This is a genomic window from Lentilactobacillus buchneri, assembly GCF_018314255.1.
Lineage (GTDB): Bacteria > Bacillota > Bacilli > Lactobacillales > Lactobacillaceae > Lentilactobacillus > Lentilactobacillus buchneri.
In genome coordinates this window covers 1,764,617-1,782,757 of the sequence record NZ_CP073066.1, presented here as the reverse complement: position 1 = coordinate 1,782,757, position 18,141 = coordinate 1,764,617, and the positions used below count along the sequence as shown (strand labels likewise).

Here is an 18,141-nt window from a genome sequence, read left to right as displayed (position 1 = left end):
ATTTTGTCAAGTAAAATGTCACTTTAATGTCATGGCCTTGAGTGATCACGGACCGCAAAGCAAAAAGAGACCCAAGCGGTACCTGAATTCCGCTTGGATCTCTCTGTTAATATTTACATACAACCAACTATCATTTTATCGATCGTGGTGATCGGCGGCTGAGTGCGTTCGCCGCATATTGACGTGCGGGATGCCGACTTCTTCAAATGGCTCCCCATACTCCTCAAATCCCAGTGTTTGATAAAAGCCGATCGCCGTTTTCTGGGCCCCCAAATAAAACATTGGGGCATCTTCAAACATTGGTTGGCCCAGCAGGTATTCCAGGAGCTGCTGGGCATAACCGTGATGCCGGGCGGCTTTTTCAGTTGCCACTCGTTGAATATGAACGCCCTTTTTGGTGACGGTCGTTCTAGCAGTTACCACCGGTTCCCCATTCACATAGCCAACAAAATGAATGGCGTCGGAATCAGTACCGTCAAATTCGTCGGTTTCAGCAATTCCCTGCTCCTCAACGAAGACATGATGGCGAATGGTTCTTGCGTCTTGATAAATTTGATCCAATTGATCAGTTAATTTAATCTCCAAATTCATACCCGCCTAACTTGTTATTATTGTTGGTTAAAGGCCACCACATGGATGTCATCGCCGTCAACGGTCAATTTGGTCAAACTGCCGTTGGCTGGCCGCTCAGTCACATCAAATTGACCATTGCCATAGCGTTCCACAACGCTTAGCAATGTGTTACCATGACTGATTAATAAGACGTTGTCGCCGTCTTTGATTTCTGGGTTCTGTTTAATCAGGTCAAACCCCTGATCCAAACGTTTCCAGTATTCCTGATTGTTTTCAGCTTGATGGAACGGATCGGCTTCTTTTAGATAATCTTTCGCTTTGCCAATGGAATATTTCTCAACAATATCCCGGAAGGTCGGCAATCCGTGTGGGGCGCCAGCCAAATACCAAGCTTGGCTCATATCATTTCCTTCAAAGTAGCCGTAAAACTCCTCACGGAAAAACATTGACGTAATTGGCGCATCAATATCCGAGGCGTCATTTTCATCTAAAATTTTTTGAGCAGTTTGCTCCGCCCTGGTGGTATCACTGCAATATGCAGCCGCAAACTTGGTGTCCTTCAATTTCTCACCGGTATCGACCGCGTTTTGAATGCCCTTTTCCGTCAGTGGCGAATTGCTCCACCCCTGAAGTTTGTTATAAATGTTAAAGTAGGTTTGACCGTGACGAACCATGTACAAATTAAATTTACTCATGATGACACATCCTTTACCCTTAATATCTAAAGTATAACAATTTTTTGAGAATCCGCGCACACCAATCAACTTAAGATTTCTGCAAAATCTCTTGACAATGGTTATTTCTGCGCGTTTTTTTGATAAGATAAAGCAAGTAATTATTGTAAGGAGCACACTGTTTTGAAATATATTAATTGGGTCCTGGAAAAATGCAGCACTCGCAAGGGCTTCATCATTTTATTAATTGTTTGCTTTTGGGCCAAAACCATGTTGGCCTATTTTGTCGACCTCGGGCTGGGAATTACCAATCCCTTTCAGTTCCTGATTGTCTTAATTAACCCGTTGGCAACGACGACTTTGTTACTCAGTATCGCCCTTTATTTCAAAAAAAGCCGGTTCTTTTATCCGCTGGCGATCTTAATTTCAATTTTAAACACCGTTTTGCTGTACCTTAACGTGATTTACTTCCGTGAGTTCACCGATTTTATGACCGTCAGCACAATGACCGGCTACTCCAAGGTCAACCAAGGGCTCAGCGGCAGTTCACTTGCCCTGACCAATTTCCACGATATCTTTTACTGGATTGATCTGGTGGTCATCATTTTGCTGTTGGTTCTTCGCAAAATCAAAATCGACCCCCGGCCGCTGAATCGCCGAATTGGTCTGGCAGTGACCTCGTTTTCGGTCCTTTTTTTCGTTGTTAACCTGTCACTGGCCGAAATGGATCGGCCGCAGCTGCTGACGCGGACCTTTGACCGGGCTTACATAGTGAAGTACCTCGGCCTGGATGCCTTTACAGTCTACGATGGCTTAAAATCCCAGCACAACAATGATTTACGGGCCACCGCTACCAAATCGGAATTAAACGACGTCTTGAAGTTCACCCGCAAGCATTATGCCAAACCGAATAAAAAGTTCTATGGGATTGCCAAGGGTAAAAACGTCATCGTGATTCACTTGGAAAGTTTCCAACAATTCCTGATTGGCAAGAAAATCAACGGCCAAGAAGTGACCCCATTTTTAAACAAACTCTATAAGAGTAAATCCTCTTACGCTTTCAAGAATTTCTTCCACCAGGTTGGCCAAGGGAAAACTTCTGACGCCGAAAACATGCTGGAGACCAGCACTTACGGTTTGCCGCAGGGATCTCTGTTCGCCCAACTTGGCAGCGACAACACCTTCCAAGCCGCTCCAGCCATCTTAAATCAGCGCCGTGGCTACACTTCTGCAGTCTTCCATGGAAACATTGCCAGTTTCTGGAACCGCAACAACGTTTACAAGAACATGGGTTATCAATACTTCTTTGATGCCAGTTACTACAACACCACCGGTGACCGCTCGTTGGGCTATGGTTTAAAGGATAAATTGTTATTCAGGGATTCGGTCAAATACCTCCAGAATCTCCAACAGCCGTTCTACGTTAAATACATTACGGTCACCAACCATTTCCCATACGATTTGGATAAAGAAGATACCAATTTCAAGACCACCAATACCGGCGATGACGTGGTGGACAACTACTTCTTGACCGCCCACTATCTGGACCAAGCCGTCCATGAGTTCTACAACTACCTGCGCAAAACCGGCCTGCTCAAACACTCGTTGATTCTGCTTTATGGTGACCACTACGGCATTTCCAATTCGGAAAACACCAATTTGGCCAAGGCATTAGGCAAGAATCCTGACGACTGGGACGATTTTGATAACGCCCAGCTGCAGCGGGTCCCGTTAATTATTGATGTACCCGGCCAAAAGAACGGGTTTGTTTCTAAAAAATATGCCGGAGAAATTGACGTCCTGCCGACTTTGATGCATCTCCTAGGCATCAGCAGCAAGCGCTACGTCCAATTTGGGACCGACATTTTATCCAAGCAGCACGATCAAGTCGTTGCCTTTCGAAATCAGGACTGGGTCAGCCCGGCGTTCACTTCACTGAGTGGCGGCATTTACTCCAATAAGACCGGCCAACTGTTGAAATTAACCAAACGCCAACAGGCTCAAGTCAAGAAGGATAAGGAGCGGGTTCAAACTGAGCTTTCACTGTCAGATTCGTTGAACGAAAAGAATCTGTTGCGCTTCTATCATCCAAAGGGCTTTAAGGCAATTGACCCACGGAATTACAATTACGCCGACCTTTATCAAAAAGAAAAGCGGATTGAGAAACGTTTGGGTAAGAAGTCCACCAGTATCTATTCCAAGAACGGTGACAAGTCGACTTGGAAAGAATACTTCACCGACGCGCCGGAAATTCACCATAAGACAACCGACAGCAACCGAATCAAGATTACCAATCCAGATGCGAATAACAACGACAGCAGTCGCTAAGGGGGAAATCTGAGATGAAACAAGCCACCAAGAACATGCCAATCTTGCTTTACAATATCCTTGTCGTTTCATTGGCACTGGTTTCCTTTGTCTTGGCAGTTCTTGCCCTCGTGACTAAAATTACCCTCAATGAAGGGCCATACCGAGTGATCTTTGGACTCATATGGCTCTTTTTCCTGATCGATTATTTAATTCGTTTCAAACGGGCCAAGTCAAAAAAAGATTTCCTAATCTCCAATCTATTTGACTTGATTGCGCTGATCCCCTCGCACCCAATCTTTATCTTCTTCCGGATTGCCAGGATTTATTCGATTGTCCGTTATTACAACCTGCTGTGGCGATTTGGTCTCTCTGGCAAATTAACCAACGCCCTTCACAAATTTCTCTATGACACCGGCTTTATCTACCTGTTATCAATCAGTCTGGTAATCCTCATCTTCAGCTCGCTGATCTTTGCGTCTTTTGAGCATGATTCCCTGCAGAATTCACTCTGGTGGGCCATTTCGACCGCGACCACCGTTGGTTACGGTGACATTACCCCCAAGACCGACGGCGGCAAAATCATTTCGGCCGTCCTGATGCTGGGTGGAATCGGTTTTATTGGTTTACTAACTTCCACCATCACCGACTTTTTCACTTCTCAGGATAAACACAATGACGAAACCGATGTGCTGAAAGATTTAACCAAACAAGTCACCCGGCTGTCCAGACAGGTCAATCAGCTGCAAAAAGAACTTAAGAAAGAAGCCGTTCCCAAAAAGCTCCCAACTGCTAAAAATCATCAAAAAAATAGGAGGTCCTAAATTTATATGTTCGAACATGGTGCAATTGAAGTTCACGATGCTTATCAAAACAACTTAAAGCACGTTGACCTAAAGATTCCCAAGTACGCCATTACAGTCTTCGCTGGTCTGTCTGGATCAGGGAAATCCTCGTTGGTGTTTGACACAATTGCCGCAGCCTCAAGGCGGGAATTGAACGAAACTTTTCCCAGTTTTACCCAGCAGTATCTGCCAAAATACGGGCAGCCGCACGTTAAAAATATCGAGCACCTGCCGGTTGCCATTGTGATTGAACAAAAACGCATCGGTAAAAATGCCCGCTCGACTCTTTCAACCTACACGGGGATTTACTCGTTGTTGAGATTACTGTTTTCAAGGGCTGGTCAACCCTTTGTCGGCTATTCAGACACTTTTTCATTTAACCTGCCCCAAGGAATGTGCCAAAAATGTCAGGGATTGGGCTACGTCGATGATATTGATGCCAACGCGTTAATTGACCCGGAAAAGTCACTGAACCAAGGGGCAATCACTTTTGTCAGCTTTGGTCCCAACACTTGGCGCTGGCGGCGGTACACGGACAGCGGCCTATTTGACAATGATAAGCCTTTGAAAGACTACACTAAAAAAGAAATGGATACTTTGTTATATGCACCTCAACAAACGCTGAAGGATGCGCCGGCCGCATGGCACCGAACTGCCCTTTACGAAGGCTTGATTCCCAGAATTCGTCGATCAATTATCGGCAAAAAGGAAGCTCAGCATCACAAGGAAGCCTTGGCTAAAATTGTCACCAGAAGGCCTTGTCCTGAATGTCATGGGACTCGCCTTCGTCCTGAGGTGCTCACTTGCAAAATCAACGGCAAAAATATTGCCGACGTTTTGTCAATGGACCTGGTTCATGCCTTAAAGTTTCTGCACGAAATCAAGGTGCCATTGGTTACGGACGTCATTCGTGAAGTCGCAACCAAAATTCAGTCGTTGATCGATATTGGCTTGGGCTACCTGACTTTGGACCGCAGCACCGAAACGCTTTCCGGTGGCGAGACGCAACGGATTAAAATCGCCAAATTTTTGACCAGTTCACTGGTGGATATGGTCTACATTTTGGATGAGCCCAGCGTCGGCTTGCATCCCCATGATATTCAGCTGATTAAGAATGCTTTGATCAATTTGAAGAACAAAGGCAACACAATCATGGTCGTTGAGCACAACCCCGAGCTGATGCCAATTGCGGATTATGTGGTGGAAATTGGCCCCAAAGCTGGCCGTGGTGGCGGTCAGGTGACCTTTACCGGTACTTATGACCAACTGCTCAATGGGCACACGATGACCGGTGAATACCTGAAACAACCGCTGACATATCGGAAGCCAAGACCATTTAAATCAGCCATTTCACTTAAGGATGTCACCACCCATAATCTCAAAGACGTCAGCGTCAACATCCCGCTGGGGGTTGAAACGGTCATTTCGGGAGTTGCCGGTTCAGGAAAAAGTTCGTTAGTGGATGCCTTACGGCCAAAGCTCCACGAACCGTATATCGACTTGGCGCAGGGAGCAATTGGAACGAATATCCGCTCGACGCCTGTCACCTACCTCGATATTTTGGATGATATTCGAAAAATTTTTGCCAAAGTTTCCGGGGCTTCCACCAGTCTGTTCAGTTATAACGGCAAAGGTGCCTGCCCCCGCTGTAAAGGAAAAGGCGTTACGATCACCAATATGGCATTCATGGACCCAGTCGTCCAAAAATGTGAGATGTGTGACGGCAAACGTTACAATAACGAGGCTCTCAGCTACCTGTATCAAGGCAAGAACATCAGTGAAGTCCTCAATATGCCAATTGAATCGGCGATTGACTTCTTCAAAGATATGACCAAAATTTATGACAAACTAATCAACATGCAAAAAGTCGGCTTGGACTACCTCACCCTCGGCCAGCCGCTCACAACATTGTCCGGTGGTGAACTGCAGCGATTAAAGCTGGCAGTTCAATTGAACCAAACCGGAACCATTTACTTACTGGATGAACCAACTGCCGGCCTGCACATGAAAGATGTCGCCAAGCTCATCAAACTGTTTGATGAGCTGGTGGCAGCCGGCAACACCCTGATCATCGTCGAGCACAACCTGGAAGTCATCAGTAAGGCTGATTGGCTGATTGACGTCGGTCCGGATGCCGGGATTTATGGTGGTCGGATTTTGTTCTCCGGGTTGCCAAAAGATTCCCAACAAGAATCACAATCTCGGACTGGTCAGGCTTTGAAACAATATAATTTAGATAGAAAATAAGACACAAAAAGACGGTTATCCGCAAAATTGAGGATAACCGTCTTTTTGTGTCTTATTTTCTAATGGATGTACTGTGAATCGGACCTCTGCGATCCGGATACAAGCTTTTCATAATCGAATTAACGGCAATGGGCGCTTCGCCAAAAGCTGTGGCGATCAGTGGCTGTTTGCCTTCGTACTTGGAAACATCCCCAATCGCAAAAACGTTCTGTAAATTGGTTTTGCCACTGGGTTGAACTTCAATGGTGCCCCGGTTGATTTCCGGATGAGCCTCCCATTTGTTCAAGGCATCATCTTGAGCAATAAAGCCGTAATTGACGACAATCTTGTCAACGGCCAGCTTCTTGATCTCTTCGGTCTTCATTTTCTTTGCTTCGACTTCCACTTGACCATTATCTAATTGAGTTAAGCCTTTAATCAGATAAGGGGTCACCGGTTCAATGGTCGACTGGATCAATCGTTCAACGTTATGCTCCAAGGCACGGAACTTATCACGGCGATGCAGCAGGTACACTTTTTTGGCCACGCCGTGCAGGAGCAGTGCCTCATCAATGGCAGAGTCACCACCGCCGGCAACTAAGACGGTTTGGTCGCGGAACTGATCCAGATGTTTGACACTATAAAATAGGCTCTTGCCTTCAAAATCTTCACTGTTATCAACTGCCAGCTTACGGGGATTAAAGGCCCCGACCCCGGTGGCAATAATAATTGATTTCGTCTTGGTGACTTCTTGATTAGTGGTGACCTGATAGCCGCCGTCAATCTGTTGGACATCGATCACCGTCTGATTTAATTTAACGGCCGTATCAGAGCCGCTGAGCTGTTTTTCCAACTCATCGACTAATGTTCTGGCTTTGATGTTTGGATAGCCGCCAACGTCTAATATCGTCTTTTCAGGGTACAATGCCGTCACCTGACCACCCATTTCTGCCAAGCTTTCGATAATTTGGGTCTTGGCATTCCGCAAACCGGCGTAAAAACCGGCAAACATCCCCGCCGGACCGCCGCCAATAATGGTAATGTCATAAAATGAATCAACTTCTGTCATCAGGATCCTCCTAGCGTTTATTAACGAACTTCTTCTGTTTACTTCGATGAATGATAATCTGTTGCCCCTGCAGTGTCTTGACTTCTCTTAACCCGGCATCGATCATGACAAAGATTAGGAACCAGCCGATCGCAATATCAATTAATTCCTGCAGTAATGATACGCCAATTCCGGTGTTGGGGATATCCCAATCCCAAAATGTGTGCAGGCAGATGACCACGAGAAAGAATATAAAAAATTTGGGTTTCGTAAAGAAGTCCCGCACGGTAAATTGCTTTTTCCGCGTCTTGCCGAGAATCACGGCCCCACCGATAATCGCTGCCCAAATCGCATGGGTGCCGATGGCTTGAAAACTCCGGGTAAAAATTGTGGCCAGACCGTATTCACTGACATAACCGGAACTTTCGAAAACCGAGAACCCGGCACCAATGGCCGCGCCGATTAGGACGCCATTGAAAATGTAGTTGGCTTTATAGGTATTAATGAACAAAATAATCACGACACATTTGGCCAGTTCTTCAACAATCCCAACAATCAAAGCAGATTCAATACTAACCTCGGTTCGAATCGGCAGGATGAGATAAAAGGTCATCGTCACAATTAACGACAGAATCCCGCCGACTAAAAAGATCACCATGGTTTGTCGCACAGAAATGTTTTGATAGACGTTGATCTCAAAGAACATCATCAAAAGGGAGAATGGCACTGCCAAAGACCCGATAAAAATAATTCCGGGAATGACCTTGTTACTTTTGAAGACAAACAGTAAGGCCATTAGCATGACGAAGCTGACTGCCAGAACTAAAAAGACGCGGGTAAAAAACCACGGCGTGACCGGCCGGCTGGATACTTTCCGCAGGCTGGGAGTCGTTGTTTTAGTGCCGACGATGAATAAACGGTCGGCTTCGTCTCTGGAATGCCGTTTAAAGACTTCCGAAAACATCCGTGATAAATGAATCTCAACCGGACTGTTGGGCTCGGACTCTCCCAGATGTTTGGCGATGTTATCATCCAAATTATCATAATTTCGACGAACACCGGTCCACACCAAAGAGAAAAAATGACTACCAATTGTTTTAACACTTTTTTTCATAATTTACTCCTAAGGTTGATACCATTAAGCGTAACTTACAAATTAATCGGTTTCAAGTTCGAAGCGGAATTGAGTTTCCAATAAAATTCGGTTATGATTAGGTAAAGGGTTTTCATCCTTGATAATACACAAACGGAGGTAGTTCTTAATGGCTCAGAAAAAAATGATTCTCGACCTGGACACCGGTATTGATGACGCAATGGCAATTGCCTATGCGGTCGCCGATCCCGATGTTGATTTAATTGGTATTATCGGTTCCTACGGTAATGTGTACGTTGAAGACGGGGTTCAAAATTCACTGAAGATTTTGGAACTCTTGGGCGCAACGGACGTTCCGGTTTATCAAGGACTGTCACACTCATCCGAATCCGATCACTTCGACAGAATGCCGGTTAGTGCCCAGATTCATGGTGAAAACGGCATCGGCGATGTTCAATTGCCCGACCCCAAACGTCAACCGGAAAAAGGCGATGCCATTGACTTCTTTATTGACGCCGTTAAGCAATACGGTAAGGATCTCATCTTGGTTCCAACTGGTCCATTGACCAACCTTGACGCTGCCATTAAGAAGGCTCCGGAAATTACCAAGGAAATCGGCAATATTACCATCATGGGTGGCGCTGTTACGGTTCCTGGAAATGTAACCAACGTCGCCGAGGCTAACATTCAACAGGATGCAACCGCCGCTGATCACGTCTTTAGAAAGGCCCCACTGACTCAAGTTGGCTTGGACGTGACCCTCAGAACCCTATTAACTTACAAAGAAACCCAGCAATGGCGTGATCTTCACACCAAATCAGGTGAAGCCTTCGCCGACATCGTTGATTACTACATCAAGGCTTATGAAGTCACCAGCCCAGACCTTCACGGCTGTGCCCTTCACGATCCGTTTGCGGTTGGCGTGGCAATTAACCCAGGTTTCGTTCAAACCATCGATTTGAACATGTATGTCACCACCGATGAGAAGTATTACGGCCGAACGACCGGAGACCCGGCAAGACTGGATGATCCAAACACCAACGTTAAAGTGGCTGTCAATGCAGATGTTCCAGCCTACCTGAATGCATTCATGACACACTTGACTGGACTGTTCAGTAAACATTAATTCGAAATAGAAGTTGCCTTATAAGTTACACAAACAAACCGCCTATTCCCCAGACAGGAATAAGCGGTTTGTTTGTGTCTATGAATCTAATCGATGATGCGTTTAACTTCGTCTTACCAGTAACCCAAGAGTTTAGTCAGCTTGGCACGATCAATGTCTCGCTGACTCAATGTCGCGGTTAAAGCGCCGCCTTGGACGTTGTCGGAATCTTTGTAAGTCGTCCAATCATACTTGGCATTTTCTTGGCTCTGGCCATCTTCGGTGCTGGCCGGAGCTGCCATGATGTCTTGGAAGTATGGGGTATGATCCAGACCGAGAGCATGGCCCAATTCATGGGTAATCACGCCGACCCAGTAATTTTCCAGCAGTTCAGTTGGCGTACCGCTGACGGTGGTGGTCAAATAATGAGCGCTAGTATCACGATGAGTGGCAGCTGACTGTTTGACACGGGTTGCTGCCATCCCCTCAGCGGCCCCGTCAACATCTGTATCATCAGTCGACAATTTAATCTGGATGGTTTGCGATGAGGGCAATGGCATCGGACCATATGGATAAGTCCGATCGTGGAAGTCGTAATAATCGACCTGGACACTGTCGCCGTCAAAGACACCATCCCAGCCTTCTGATTGGCCGTTACCAAATCCCAATGTCAAGCTGTGGTTTTGTGCCGTCCCAAGCGTAAAGACAGTGGTGCCTAAAGCAGTGTTCCATTTATCGATTGCCTTTTGCACGTAAGGCTGCAGGGTTGGTGATTTGACATAAATTGAGGCCTGATCATCTGTAAAGACACCCTCATCGGCATAGTTTCCAACATTGAAATTCTTATTGAAAACCGATTGATAGGTCTTATAATCAGCTGAGGTCAGACTCAGTAACTCTCCAGTCGGATCCAAGTCCGGAGAAGCCGCAATTAAGGACGACAATGACGATTTGGAAATGACTTGGGGAGTGGAAATCGAGTTATCTGATTGAGAATTCGATGAACTGGTCGATGTCGTCTTGGTTGGCTGATACAGTTTTAAGTATTTCGAGTAGACATAGCCTTTGATTTTGCCGCTCTTATTGGCAACGTAAGTGTAGTATGCCGTCTTGTTGTTGGTGGTCTTAATGGTGACCCGCTTTTTAGAATAAAAAGTCGTCTTCGGATAATTTTTTAAGTTATGAATTTTCTTGGTGAGCTTGGGTGAATTATACATGTAACCCTTGGTTGCCCGATAAGCTTTGGTCGCAACCTTCTGAACTTTGACCACTTTGACGGTCTGCTTGGCACTCACGTCAGCTGTCGAAGTAAAACCGCCGAGCAGCCCGATTGAAAGGACCGCAGCAAAAATTAATGTCATGATGCCTTGTCTTTGTTTCATAACGATTCCCCCGTTCATGATTGTTGATTTGAATTACATTTATCATAATACAAATGAAAAATCGAAAAAAGACTGTCAGATCAATCTTAAACATTTTACCGGGAGCTGGGGTTCGGGTTATTTAAAATAGTGATTAACGTACTGAGCCACCCCGTCAGCGTCGTTGTTGCCGGTAATGACATCCCCCGCTTGTTTGACTGGGTCTTGGCCGTTTTCCATGACCACGCCGATCTCGGCATTTTTGATCATTCCCAGATCATTTTCAGCATCACCAAAGGCCATTAAATTGCTGAAGTCCATGTCAAAGTGGGCCAACAATGCCTTCAAGCCGACAACTTTATCCATACCGGCGGCCAAAAATTCCATGATCTGCGGTTGTGACCGGACAATGTGATATTGGCTGCGTAAGGTGTCATCAATGGCGCTCTGATACTGATCCAGTAACTCAGGCTTGTCACTGACAATGGCTTTGGAGTATTCATCAGTCGTGCTCAAATCAGAAAAGGCCCGGGGAACAAAGTCAATATTTCCCTTGAACTGCTGCTGGTACATCGACGGCTTTAAATCGGTCATTGGATAGACCTGCTGGAAGTCCAAGATGTCTAATGGTGCATTCTCGGCTTTGACAAAATTGTGCAGCGGCACCAAATCGGCCTTCTCAATCCCACTTTTTGCCAACTCGGCCTTATCATTGTTATGAACCACTAGTGCACCGTTGAAAGTTATTGTATAATCGGTGTCTTCAGTTAATCCTAACTGTTCAATGAACCGCCAAATGGCATTAATCGGCCGGCCGGTGCAGAGCACCACCTTCACGCCGGCGTCATGAATGGCTTTTAAAGCCTGCTCATTGCCTTTGGAAATTGTTTTGTCACTGGTTAACAAGGTACCATCTAAATCAAGTGCGACCATTTTAATCAACTTGTCCGTCTCCTTTATTTATCTGATTTGATTTTAAGCAACAATCACGTGAAACACAACACTAGGAATTTTCCGTCGTCCTTACATTATGTGAGAATCATAAACAGTTCCTTAATTGCTTTTAATGTTGTTCCGTACAAATTAAAATTGCCCCAAAGTTATCGATAATTTTATCCGCGTGGGAGAGTAATGATTTGGGCCGATTTCACAAACTAAAAAAGGAACTTGAGTAAGATATTACCCAAGTTCCTCAATTGATCCGTATAACTGATTAGTTATTTTTATGAATTAACTAATTTGTGATTCCAGTTCACGAAGTTCTGCTTCACGAACACTTCGTGGCAAGAATCTTCTGATTTCTTCTTCGTTAAATCCAACCTCAAGACGATGATCGTCAAATATAATCGGACGTTTAATCAAATCGGGGTACTTAACGACAAGATCAACCAACTGTGAAACAGTTAAGTTGTCCAGGTCCAAATTCAACTTCTTGTAGATGTTAGACCGTGTAGAAATAATGTCTTCACTGCCGTTTTCGGTTAAACGTAAAATTTGTTTTACCTCATCAGCGTTAAGAGGGTTGGAATTGATATTTCTTTCCTTAAAATCAATGTGATGGCTCTTCAACCATGCACGTGCCTTCCGACTTGAAGCGCTGCTTTGTGCTACATATAAATTCAGCATTACAATTCCCCCCTGCTCAGTAACAAAAAATACAAACGAGAAACAACATCCTTCGATTACTATATTATCATACTGACAATATTTGTCAATACGGTTACTTACTTATAGTAACTTACTTGTGAAATTAATTATACACCATTTATCTGCTCAATCAACTATAATATTGGTATTAAAATCATTTAAAGGAGAAAAAAATGCTAGTCTTCTATTCACTCACCCTGTTAATCGTGGCTGCGATCATTGCTAACATCTTGTACACAATCTTTCCCAGCCTCCCGTTAACCTTCTATCAAATTGGTTGCGGCTTCTTATTATCATTACTGCCATTCTTCCAGAATTATTCTTTGGAGCCGGAAATTTTCATGCTGATGGTGATTGCGCCGTTGATGTTCAATGACGGCCAAAACACCAGCGCGAGCTATTTTCGACATTCAATCAGACAAATTCTGAATCTGGCAGTCATCCTGGCGGTGGTGACCGCCGTCATCATCGGCTTAGTCGCCCACTTGCTGCTGCCGCTGATCCCGCTGGCACTTTGCTTTGCAGTGGCCGCAATCGTTACTCCAACGGACTCTGTGGCCTTCAAATCAATCACTAAAGATATTGAACTGCCGACAAGCGTTTCCGGTGCACTGGAAAATGAATCCTTATTCAACGATGCTTCCGGAATCGTTATCTTCAATTTAGCCCTGGCATCCTTTATCTCCGGGGATTTCTCATTTGCTCAGGGGCTGACGCGGTTTTTGATCAGCTTCTTCGGCGGCCTGGTGGTTGGCGCAGTCGCCGGTTTGATCTTCGTAAAAATTCAAACGCTATTGGTCAATAAATCAATGGATACTGCCAGTGTGATCGTGCCATTTAGTATCATGACCCCGATTGCCATTTACTTATTTTCCGAGGAACTGGGATGTTCCGGGATTTTGGCAGTCGTGGCTGCCGGCATCATCTACGGCATCAATCAAAGCCGTTTAAAGCTCACTTCGACCAGTGTGCGGCTGGTCACCAATGCGACCTGGGGTGTGATCACCAGCCTCTTAAATGGGGTGGTGTTCGTCCTCTTAGGCGTTACCCTGCCGAAAGTCATCAAACGAATGATTCCCTATTCAAATACCTTAATTATCAAATTGGTCTTTGATGCACTGGCAATTTATCTGGTTATGTTACTCATTCGGTATATTTGGATGCGGACCAACCTGTTTGGCGTCCAAGATAAAGTCCCAACGACGCGCGAAGCCCTGGTCAGCGCTGTCGGTGGGGTTCATGGAACGATTACTTTGGCCATGGCACTGTCAATTCCGCTGACGTCCCTTGGCCAGCCGTTTCCATTCCGCGACCAGTTGATCTACATTGCCACAATTGTCATCTTATTAAGCCTGATTGTCCCAACAATCACCCTGCCCCTGTTATGTCCGAAAAAGCAAGTTGAGGATCAGGGTCAGTTCAATCAATACCGTGGTGAAATGGTCAACTACGCTATTTCCCAGGTCAAACAAGACTCGACGATCGCACTTTTGGACCGCAACTATGTCATTGACATGTTGAACAGCCAGAAAAATAATCCGGAAGTCGACCGCAAACAGGTCCAGGAAATTATGGCCGGCGCCCAGCAAGTCAGCGTCCAAGCGGTGGTCGATTTAGCCGCCGAGGGCAAAATCGACCAAAAGATTGCCAATTTGTTTTCACGACGGATGATCACAGCGCCCAGCAACCACTTGGGCTTTTGGACAAGGATTAAGTATATTTTTAAATACCAGCTGCGCCGATTTAAATCGCGGAAGAAAACCAAACAAATCAAACAACGAATCCAAGCAGCCATTCCCAAGCAAACCCGCCAGCAGATTCATGACCAGCGCCAACAGACTAATCTATTGATCAAAGACGCCATGTTTACCAGTGCCAACAGCTATTTAGACCAAATTGAAGACGATCAAAACAGCAATGCAGTTAATTTTGTCCGCAGCTCATACAGCTTCCGCCAGAGCCGTTCTGCAGGTGACACCCAAACTGACAGTGACAGAAATAGCTTGTTAATTAAATCATTCCAATATGAATACGCCTACGTGGCAGATGCCTTCAAAGCCGGTAAGATTTCCAAAAGCCTGTCAGACCAGCTCAGCCAAAGTATTTCCACTGATCAGATGGCTTACATGGAGCAGGGATCCGGAACCGATTTCCTGTTGGCTTAAGGTAGATTGTAAAATTAATCCGAACGCTGTTCGGGCAAAAAAGATCAGCTTCCTTTAAAATGGTGTTTACCACAAACCCATCTTTTAGGAGCTGATCTTTTGTCTAGTATAACCTATTCCGAACGAATTAAAATCGAAACCTTTTGTGAACTAGGGCTGTCCAATATCCAAATGGGCGTTCGGCTGAACCGATCACCGTCAACAATTTCTTATGAATTATCTCGATGTCAACCTTATCAGGCTGAATTAGCACAAACAGATGCCGAATACAAGCGATCACGATGTGGTCGGAAAACTAAGCTGAGCGATGAGTTAAAGCAAAAAATTCTCAACCATTTACGTCTAAGCTGGTCACCAGGAATGATTGCTCACGAATTTAAACTAGCTACTAAATCTATTTATAATTGGCTAAATCAGGGGAGAATTGATTTCTCCTTGAATGATCTACCTGAACATGGCGTACGCCAACGGCGTAACGTTGACCAACGATCCAAATATAATCAATCTTTGGGGCGATCAATTGAACAGCGTCCCATGATGATTAATCAACGTAATCGCATCGGCGATTTTGAACTAGATACAGTCGTTGGTCCTCGTGGGCATAGTAAGGCAGTTTTATTAACTTTAATCGATCGCAAATCACGGTTCCTTTGGGCATACCGGTTAAAAGATCGGACGACAGCGACTGTTAATGAAGCACTAACTAAGTTCCTAACCACTTTTAATGGTCCGGTGCACAGCTTTACTGTGGACCGTGGCACTGAGTTTAGTGGGCTAGTATCACTTGAATCACAATATGGTATTAAGACCTATTACTGCCATGCTTATACGCCAGCTGAGCGCGGCAGTAATGAACGATTTAATCGGAACTTACGCTATTTTTATCCTAAGGGGACTTATTTTGAGCACATTAGTGCTCAAGGCTTGAAAACCACCTTACTCGAAATTAATCAGAGACCACTTAAAATACTTGACTGGCAAACACCTTATCAGGTCATGCTGACCAATTTGTCAAAAAATTCGGATTAAATTTGCAATCTACCTTAACTACTTTGGCCAACCCTAATTTACAATCATGGCATAATTGACTATACTTGACGATATACTTGATTTTGTGTGGGTGAAAATATGAAAATTACGCTACTAGCGACCAGCGACACGCACGGGTTTATTGAACCTACCAACTACGTTGATTCAGGTCTTGATAAACCCTTCGGTATTGAGAAGGCGTGTTCGACGATTAAAAATTATCAAAAGACCCATCCCGATGAAAAGATCATCGTGTTAGATAACGGCGATTTCCTTGAGGGATCACCGATGGCTTATTACGTGGCCAAGCGAGCAGATAAGCAGGACCAAGAGGCATTTTTTACTGCTTATAACCAAGTCGGCTACCAACTCGGCACCATCGGCAACCATGAATTTGATTACGGACTGGATTATCTCAACTACATGATGAAGAATTCAGACCGCCATTTTGTGTGCGCCAATATCGTTGATAACAATAACGAACCGCTGTTGGCCGACCCATACACAATTATGGATGTCGCCGGCGTCAAAGTCGGTTTCTTGGGCCTGACCACCACTTCTACTAAAAAATGGAAGAACGTCAATGATCTCAACGATTTTAATCTCATTTCGGAGTTGGACGCGTGCAGACGCTACGTCCCGGAAATGCGCAAGAAGGCCGATGTGGTCGTCGTCGTGTATCACGGCGGTTTTGAACGTGATCATACCGGTAACTGGAACGATATCAACCCAGGCGAAAACCGCGGCTACGACATCTTGAAGAATATCCCGGGGATCGATGCGCTCATCTCTGGTCACCAACACCGCAAAATTGCCAGCCAGTTATTTAACGTGCCAATTGTTCAGCCAGGTTCTCGCGGACAATACGTGGCCAAGATTTCGATTGAGACCAAGAACCACACGGTCACAAGAAGTGAGGCCGAATTGCTGAACGTTAAAGACAGTGAACCCGACCAGACAATCAAATCAACGGTTACCGATTTATCCAAACATTTGGAAGCGTGGCTGGACAAGCCGCTTTCAAGAATCAAGGGCAGCTTAACTTTCGATGACCCATTCAAAGCCCGAATTCACGAATCAGCATTTATCGAATTAATCCAAAAAATTCAAATGGATAAGATGGGAACTGACCTTTCGGCAACCGCCCTTTACAACAATGAGGCCCACGGATTTGAAGATCCCATTACCATGCGCAACATCATTACCAACTACGTGTATCCAAACACCCTGGTCGCCTCAAAGATTACCGGCGCCGATTTGCGCGGCGCTTTGGAAGTGACCGCTCAATACTTCACGGTCCGGCACGGTGACGTCGTGGTGAACGAGAAATTTGTTTTTCCAAAGGAACGTTTTTATAACTACGATATGTATGAAGGGATTGATTATACCCTGAATATTTCCAAACCGGTTGGTCATCGAGTCACCCGATTGAAGTATCATGGCAAGGATGTCCAAGACGATCAAGTCCTGACCATCGCCCTTAACCGTTATCGAGCAAGCGGCGGCGGCCACTATCCCATGTATACCAGCGATAAGATCGTCAAATCAAGTGATATGACAATCAGCCACGTGATTATGGAATACTTACAGAAGCATCCGGTGATTGAAGCCACCGTCAATCATAATTTTGAAATTATTTCTGATTCTGAGAAGCGCAATTAATTTATTCGGCAAGATCAAAAGGCTCCTGTTATTTTTAAAATGCTCTTATAACCCCAACTAAATGAAGAAAGGGTCTGTAATTATCAATCGATCATTTAAAATCCAAATTAGATTATATCTGGTGTTTTGCGGTTTGATATTCGTCCTCATGCCGCTCGTCCGGATTGGCCTAAGTTTTTCATATCAACTCTCATTTTGCTTTCTTGCTATCATTGGCCTTTATCTATGGGCAAGCGAAATAATGCCACCGTACAGGAATGTTCCGGCATACAAAATCCCGCGTTTGGTCAGGAATATCAGTATTGTCGGTGTTCTGCTTTTCTTGGTTTATGCCTTAGCGACAAACTTTATTAAATGAAATTAGAAACTGTTCCATCGCACCCTAAAAGAAACTGGAACAATAGGC

The 18,141-nt window shown here is 45.0% G+C and carries 14 protein-coding genes; 7 read left to right on the top strand and 7 right to left on the bottom strand.

The window, feature by feature from the left end; all coding sequences use genetic code 11:
- Nucleotides 1–135: 135 nt before the first annotated feature.
- Both KE627_RS08330 and KE627_RS08325 read right to left on the bottom strand, forming a co-directional pair.
- Nucleotides 136–585: a GNAT family N-acetyltransferase gene (locus KE627_RS08330; protein ID WP_013727319.1), complete on the bottom strand. Its 450-nt coding sequence runs from the start codon at nt 583–585 to the stop codon at nt 136–138.
- 23 nt (nt 586–608) lie between these two features.
- The gene (locus KE627_RS08325) at nt 609–1,268 is read right to left on the bottom strand and encodes a histidine phosphatase family protein (RefSeq protein WP_013727318.1); all 660 of its coding nucleotides are present in this window, start codon (nt 1,266–1,268) and stop codon (nt 609–611) included.
- Nucleotides 1,269–1,430: 162 nt separating this feature from the next.
- Between KE627_RS08325 and KE627_RS08320 the strand changes: the two genes are divergently transcribed.
- From KE627_RS08320 to KE627_RS08310, 3 genes are read left to right on the top strand one after another with little or no spacing between them, the layout of a single operon-like run.
- A complete protein-coding gene (locus KE627_RS08320) occupies nt 1,431–3,575 on the top strand; it encodes an LTA synthase family protein (protein WP_013727317.1) in 2,145 nt (714 codons plus the stop codon).
- Between the two features lie 14 nt (nt 3,576–3,589).
- Nucleotides 3,590–4,378: a potassium channel family protein gene (locus KE627_RS08315; protein ID WP_136861260.1), complete on the top strand. Its 789-nt coding sequence runs from the start codon at nt 3,590–3,592 to the stop codon at nt 4,376–4,378.
- Between the two features lie 6 nt (nt 4,379–4,384).
- Nucleotides 4,385–6,646: an ATP-binding cassette domain-containing protein gene (locus tag KE627_RS08310; protein WP_056939234.1), complete on the top strand. Its 2,262-nt coding sequence runs from the start codon at nt 4,385–4,387 to the stop codon at nt 6,644–6,646.
- A 52-nt stretch (nt 6,647–6,698) separates the two neighbouring features.
- Here the strand turns inward: KE627_RS08310 and KE627_RS08305 are convergent, their stop codons facing one another.
- Both KE627_RS08305 and KE627_RS08300 read right to left on the bottom strand, forming a co-directional pair.
- Nucleotides 6,699–7,694 (bottom strand): NAD(P)/FAD-dependent oxidoreductase, encoded by a 996-nt coding sequence (locus KE627_RS08305; protein WP_013727314.1) that lies wholly within the window; start codon nt 7,692–7,694, stop codon nt 6,699–6,701.
- A gap of 10 nt (nt 7,695–7,704) precedes the next feature.
- A complete protein-coding gene (locus tag KE627_RS08300; protein ID WP_013727313.1) occupies nt 7,705–8,787 on the bottom strand; it encodes a PrsW family intramembrane metalloprotease in 1,083 nt (360 codons plus the stop codon).
- 148 nt (nt 8,788–8,935) lie between these two features.
- Here KE627_RS08300 and KE627_RS08295 point away from each other — a divergent pair, with 148 nt between their 5' ends.
- A complete protein-coding gene (locus KE627_RS08295; protein WP_056939235.1) occupies nt 8,936–9,892 on the top strand; it encodes a nucleoside hydrolase in 957 nt (318 codons plus the stop codon).
- 113 nt (nt 9,893–10,005) lie between these two features.
- Here the strand turns inward: KE627_RS08295 and KE627_RS08290 are convergent, their stop codons facing one another.
- The 3 genes from KE627_RS08290 to spx form a co-directional block, all read right to left on the bottom strand.
- The gene (locus KE627_RS08290) at nt 10,006–11,253 is read right to left on the bottom strand and encodes a M57 family metalloprotease (protein WP_056939236.1); all 1,248 of its coding nucleotides are present in this window, start codon (nt 11,251–11,253) and stop codon (nt 10,006–10,008) included.
- 117 nt (nt 11,254–11,370) lie between these two features.
- Entirely contained in the window at nt 11,371–12,165 is a 795-nt protein-coding gene (locus KE627_RS08285) for a Cof-type HAD-IIB family hydrolase (protein ID WP_041805844.1), read from the bottom strand.
- Nucleotides 12,166–12,462: 297 nt separating this feature from the next.
- On the bottom strand, nt 12,463–12,858 hold the full coding sequence (gene spx / locus KE627_RS08280; RefSeq protein WP_013727307.1) for a transcriptional regulator Spx: 396 nt from the start codon (nt 12,856–12,858) through the stop codon (nt 12,463–12,465).
- 194 nt (nt 12,859–13,052) lie between these two features.
- Here spx and KE627_RS08275 point away from each other — a divergent pair, with 194 nt between their 5' ends.
- From KE627_RS08275 to KE627_RS08265, 3 genes are all read left to right on the top strand, one after another.
- Nucleotides 13,053–15,044 (top strand): cation:proton antiporter, encoded by a 1,992-nt coding sequence (locus KE627_RS08275; protein WP_056939237.1) that lies wholly within the window; start codon nt 13,053–13,055, stop codon nt 15,042–15,044.
- 99 nt (nt 15,045–15,143) lie between these two features.
- Nucleotides 15,144–16,073, top strand: a complete 930-nt coding sequence (locus tag KE627_RS08270; protein ID WP_146971951.1) for an IS30-like element ISLpl1 family transposase — start codon at nt 15,144–15,146, stop codon at nt 16,071–16,073.
- A 99-nt stretch (nt 16,074–16,172) separates the two neighbouring features.
- Nucleotides 16,173–17,735 carry a bifunctional metallophosphatase/5'-nucleotidase gene (locus KE627_RS08265; protein WP_013727306.1) on the top strand — a complete coding sequence of 521 codons (1,563 nt, stop codon included), beginning with the start codon at nt 16,173–16,175 and terminating at the stop codon, nt 17,733–17,735.
- Nucleotides 17,736–18,141: the final 406 nt, after the last annotated feature.

Bases quoted from the DNA above. Each gene is read 5' to 3' on its own strand.
- KE627_RS08305 (WP_013727314.1), bottom strand. From the start codon at position 7,694: ATGACAGAAGTTGATTCATTTTATGACATTACCATTATTGGCGGCGGT.
- KE627_RS08310 (WP_056939234.1), top strand. From the start codon at position 4,385: ATGTTCGAACATGGTGCAATTGAAGTTCACGATGCTTATCAAAACAAC.
- KE627_RS08285 (WP_041805844.1), bottom strand. From the start codon at position 12,165: ATGGTCGCACTTGATTTAGATGGTACCTTGTTAACCAGTGACAAAACA.
- KE627_RS08300 (WP_013727313.1), bottom strand. From the start codon at position 8,787: ATGAAAAAAAGTGTTAAAACAATTGGTAGTCATTTTTTCTCTTTGGTG.
- KE627_RS08265 (WP_013727306.1), top strand. From the start codon at position 16,173: ATGAAAATTACGCTACTAGCGACCAGCGACACGCACGGGTTTATTGAA.
- KE627_RS08295 (WP_056939235.1), top strand. From the start codon at position 8,936: ATGGCTCAGAAAAAAATGATTCTCGACCTGGACACCGGTATTGATGAC.
- KE627_RS08275 (WP_056939237.1), top strand. From the start codon at position 13,053: ATGCTAGTCTTCTATTCACTCACCCTGTTAATCGTGGCTGCGATCATT.
- spx (WP_013727307.1), bottom strand. From the start codon at position 12,858: ATGCTGAATTTATATGTAGCACAAAGCAGCGCTTCAAGTCGGAAGGCA.
- KE627_RS08290 (WP_056939236.1), bottom strand. From the start codon at position 11,253: ATGAAACAAAGACAAGGCATCATGACATTAATTTTTGCTGCGGTCCTT.
- KE627_RS08325 (WP_013727318.1), bottom strand. From the start codon at position 1,268: ATGAGTAAATTTAATTTGTACATGGTTCGTCACGGTCAAACCTACTTT.
- KE627_RS08315 (WP_136861260.1), top strand. From the start codon at position 3,590: ATGAAACAAGCCACCAAGAACATGCCAATCTTGCTTTACAATATCCTT.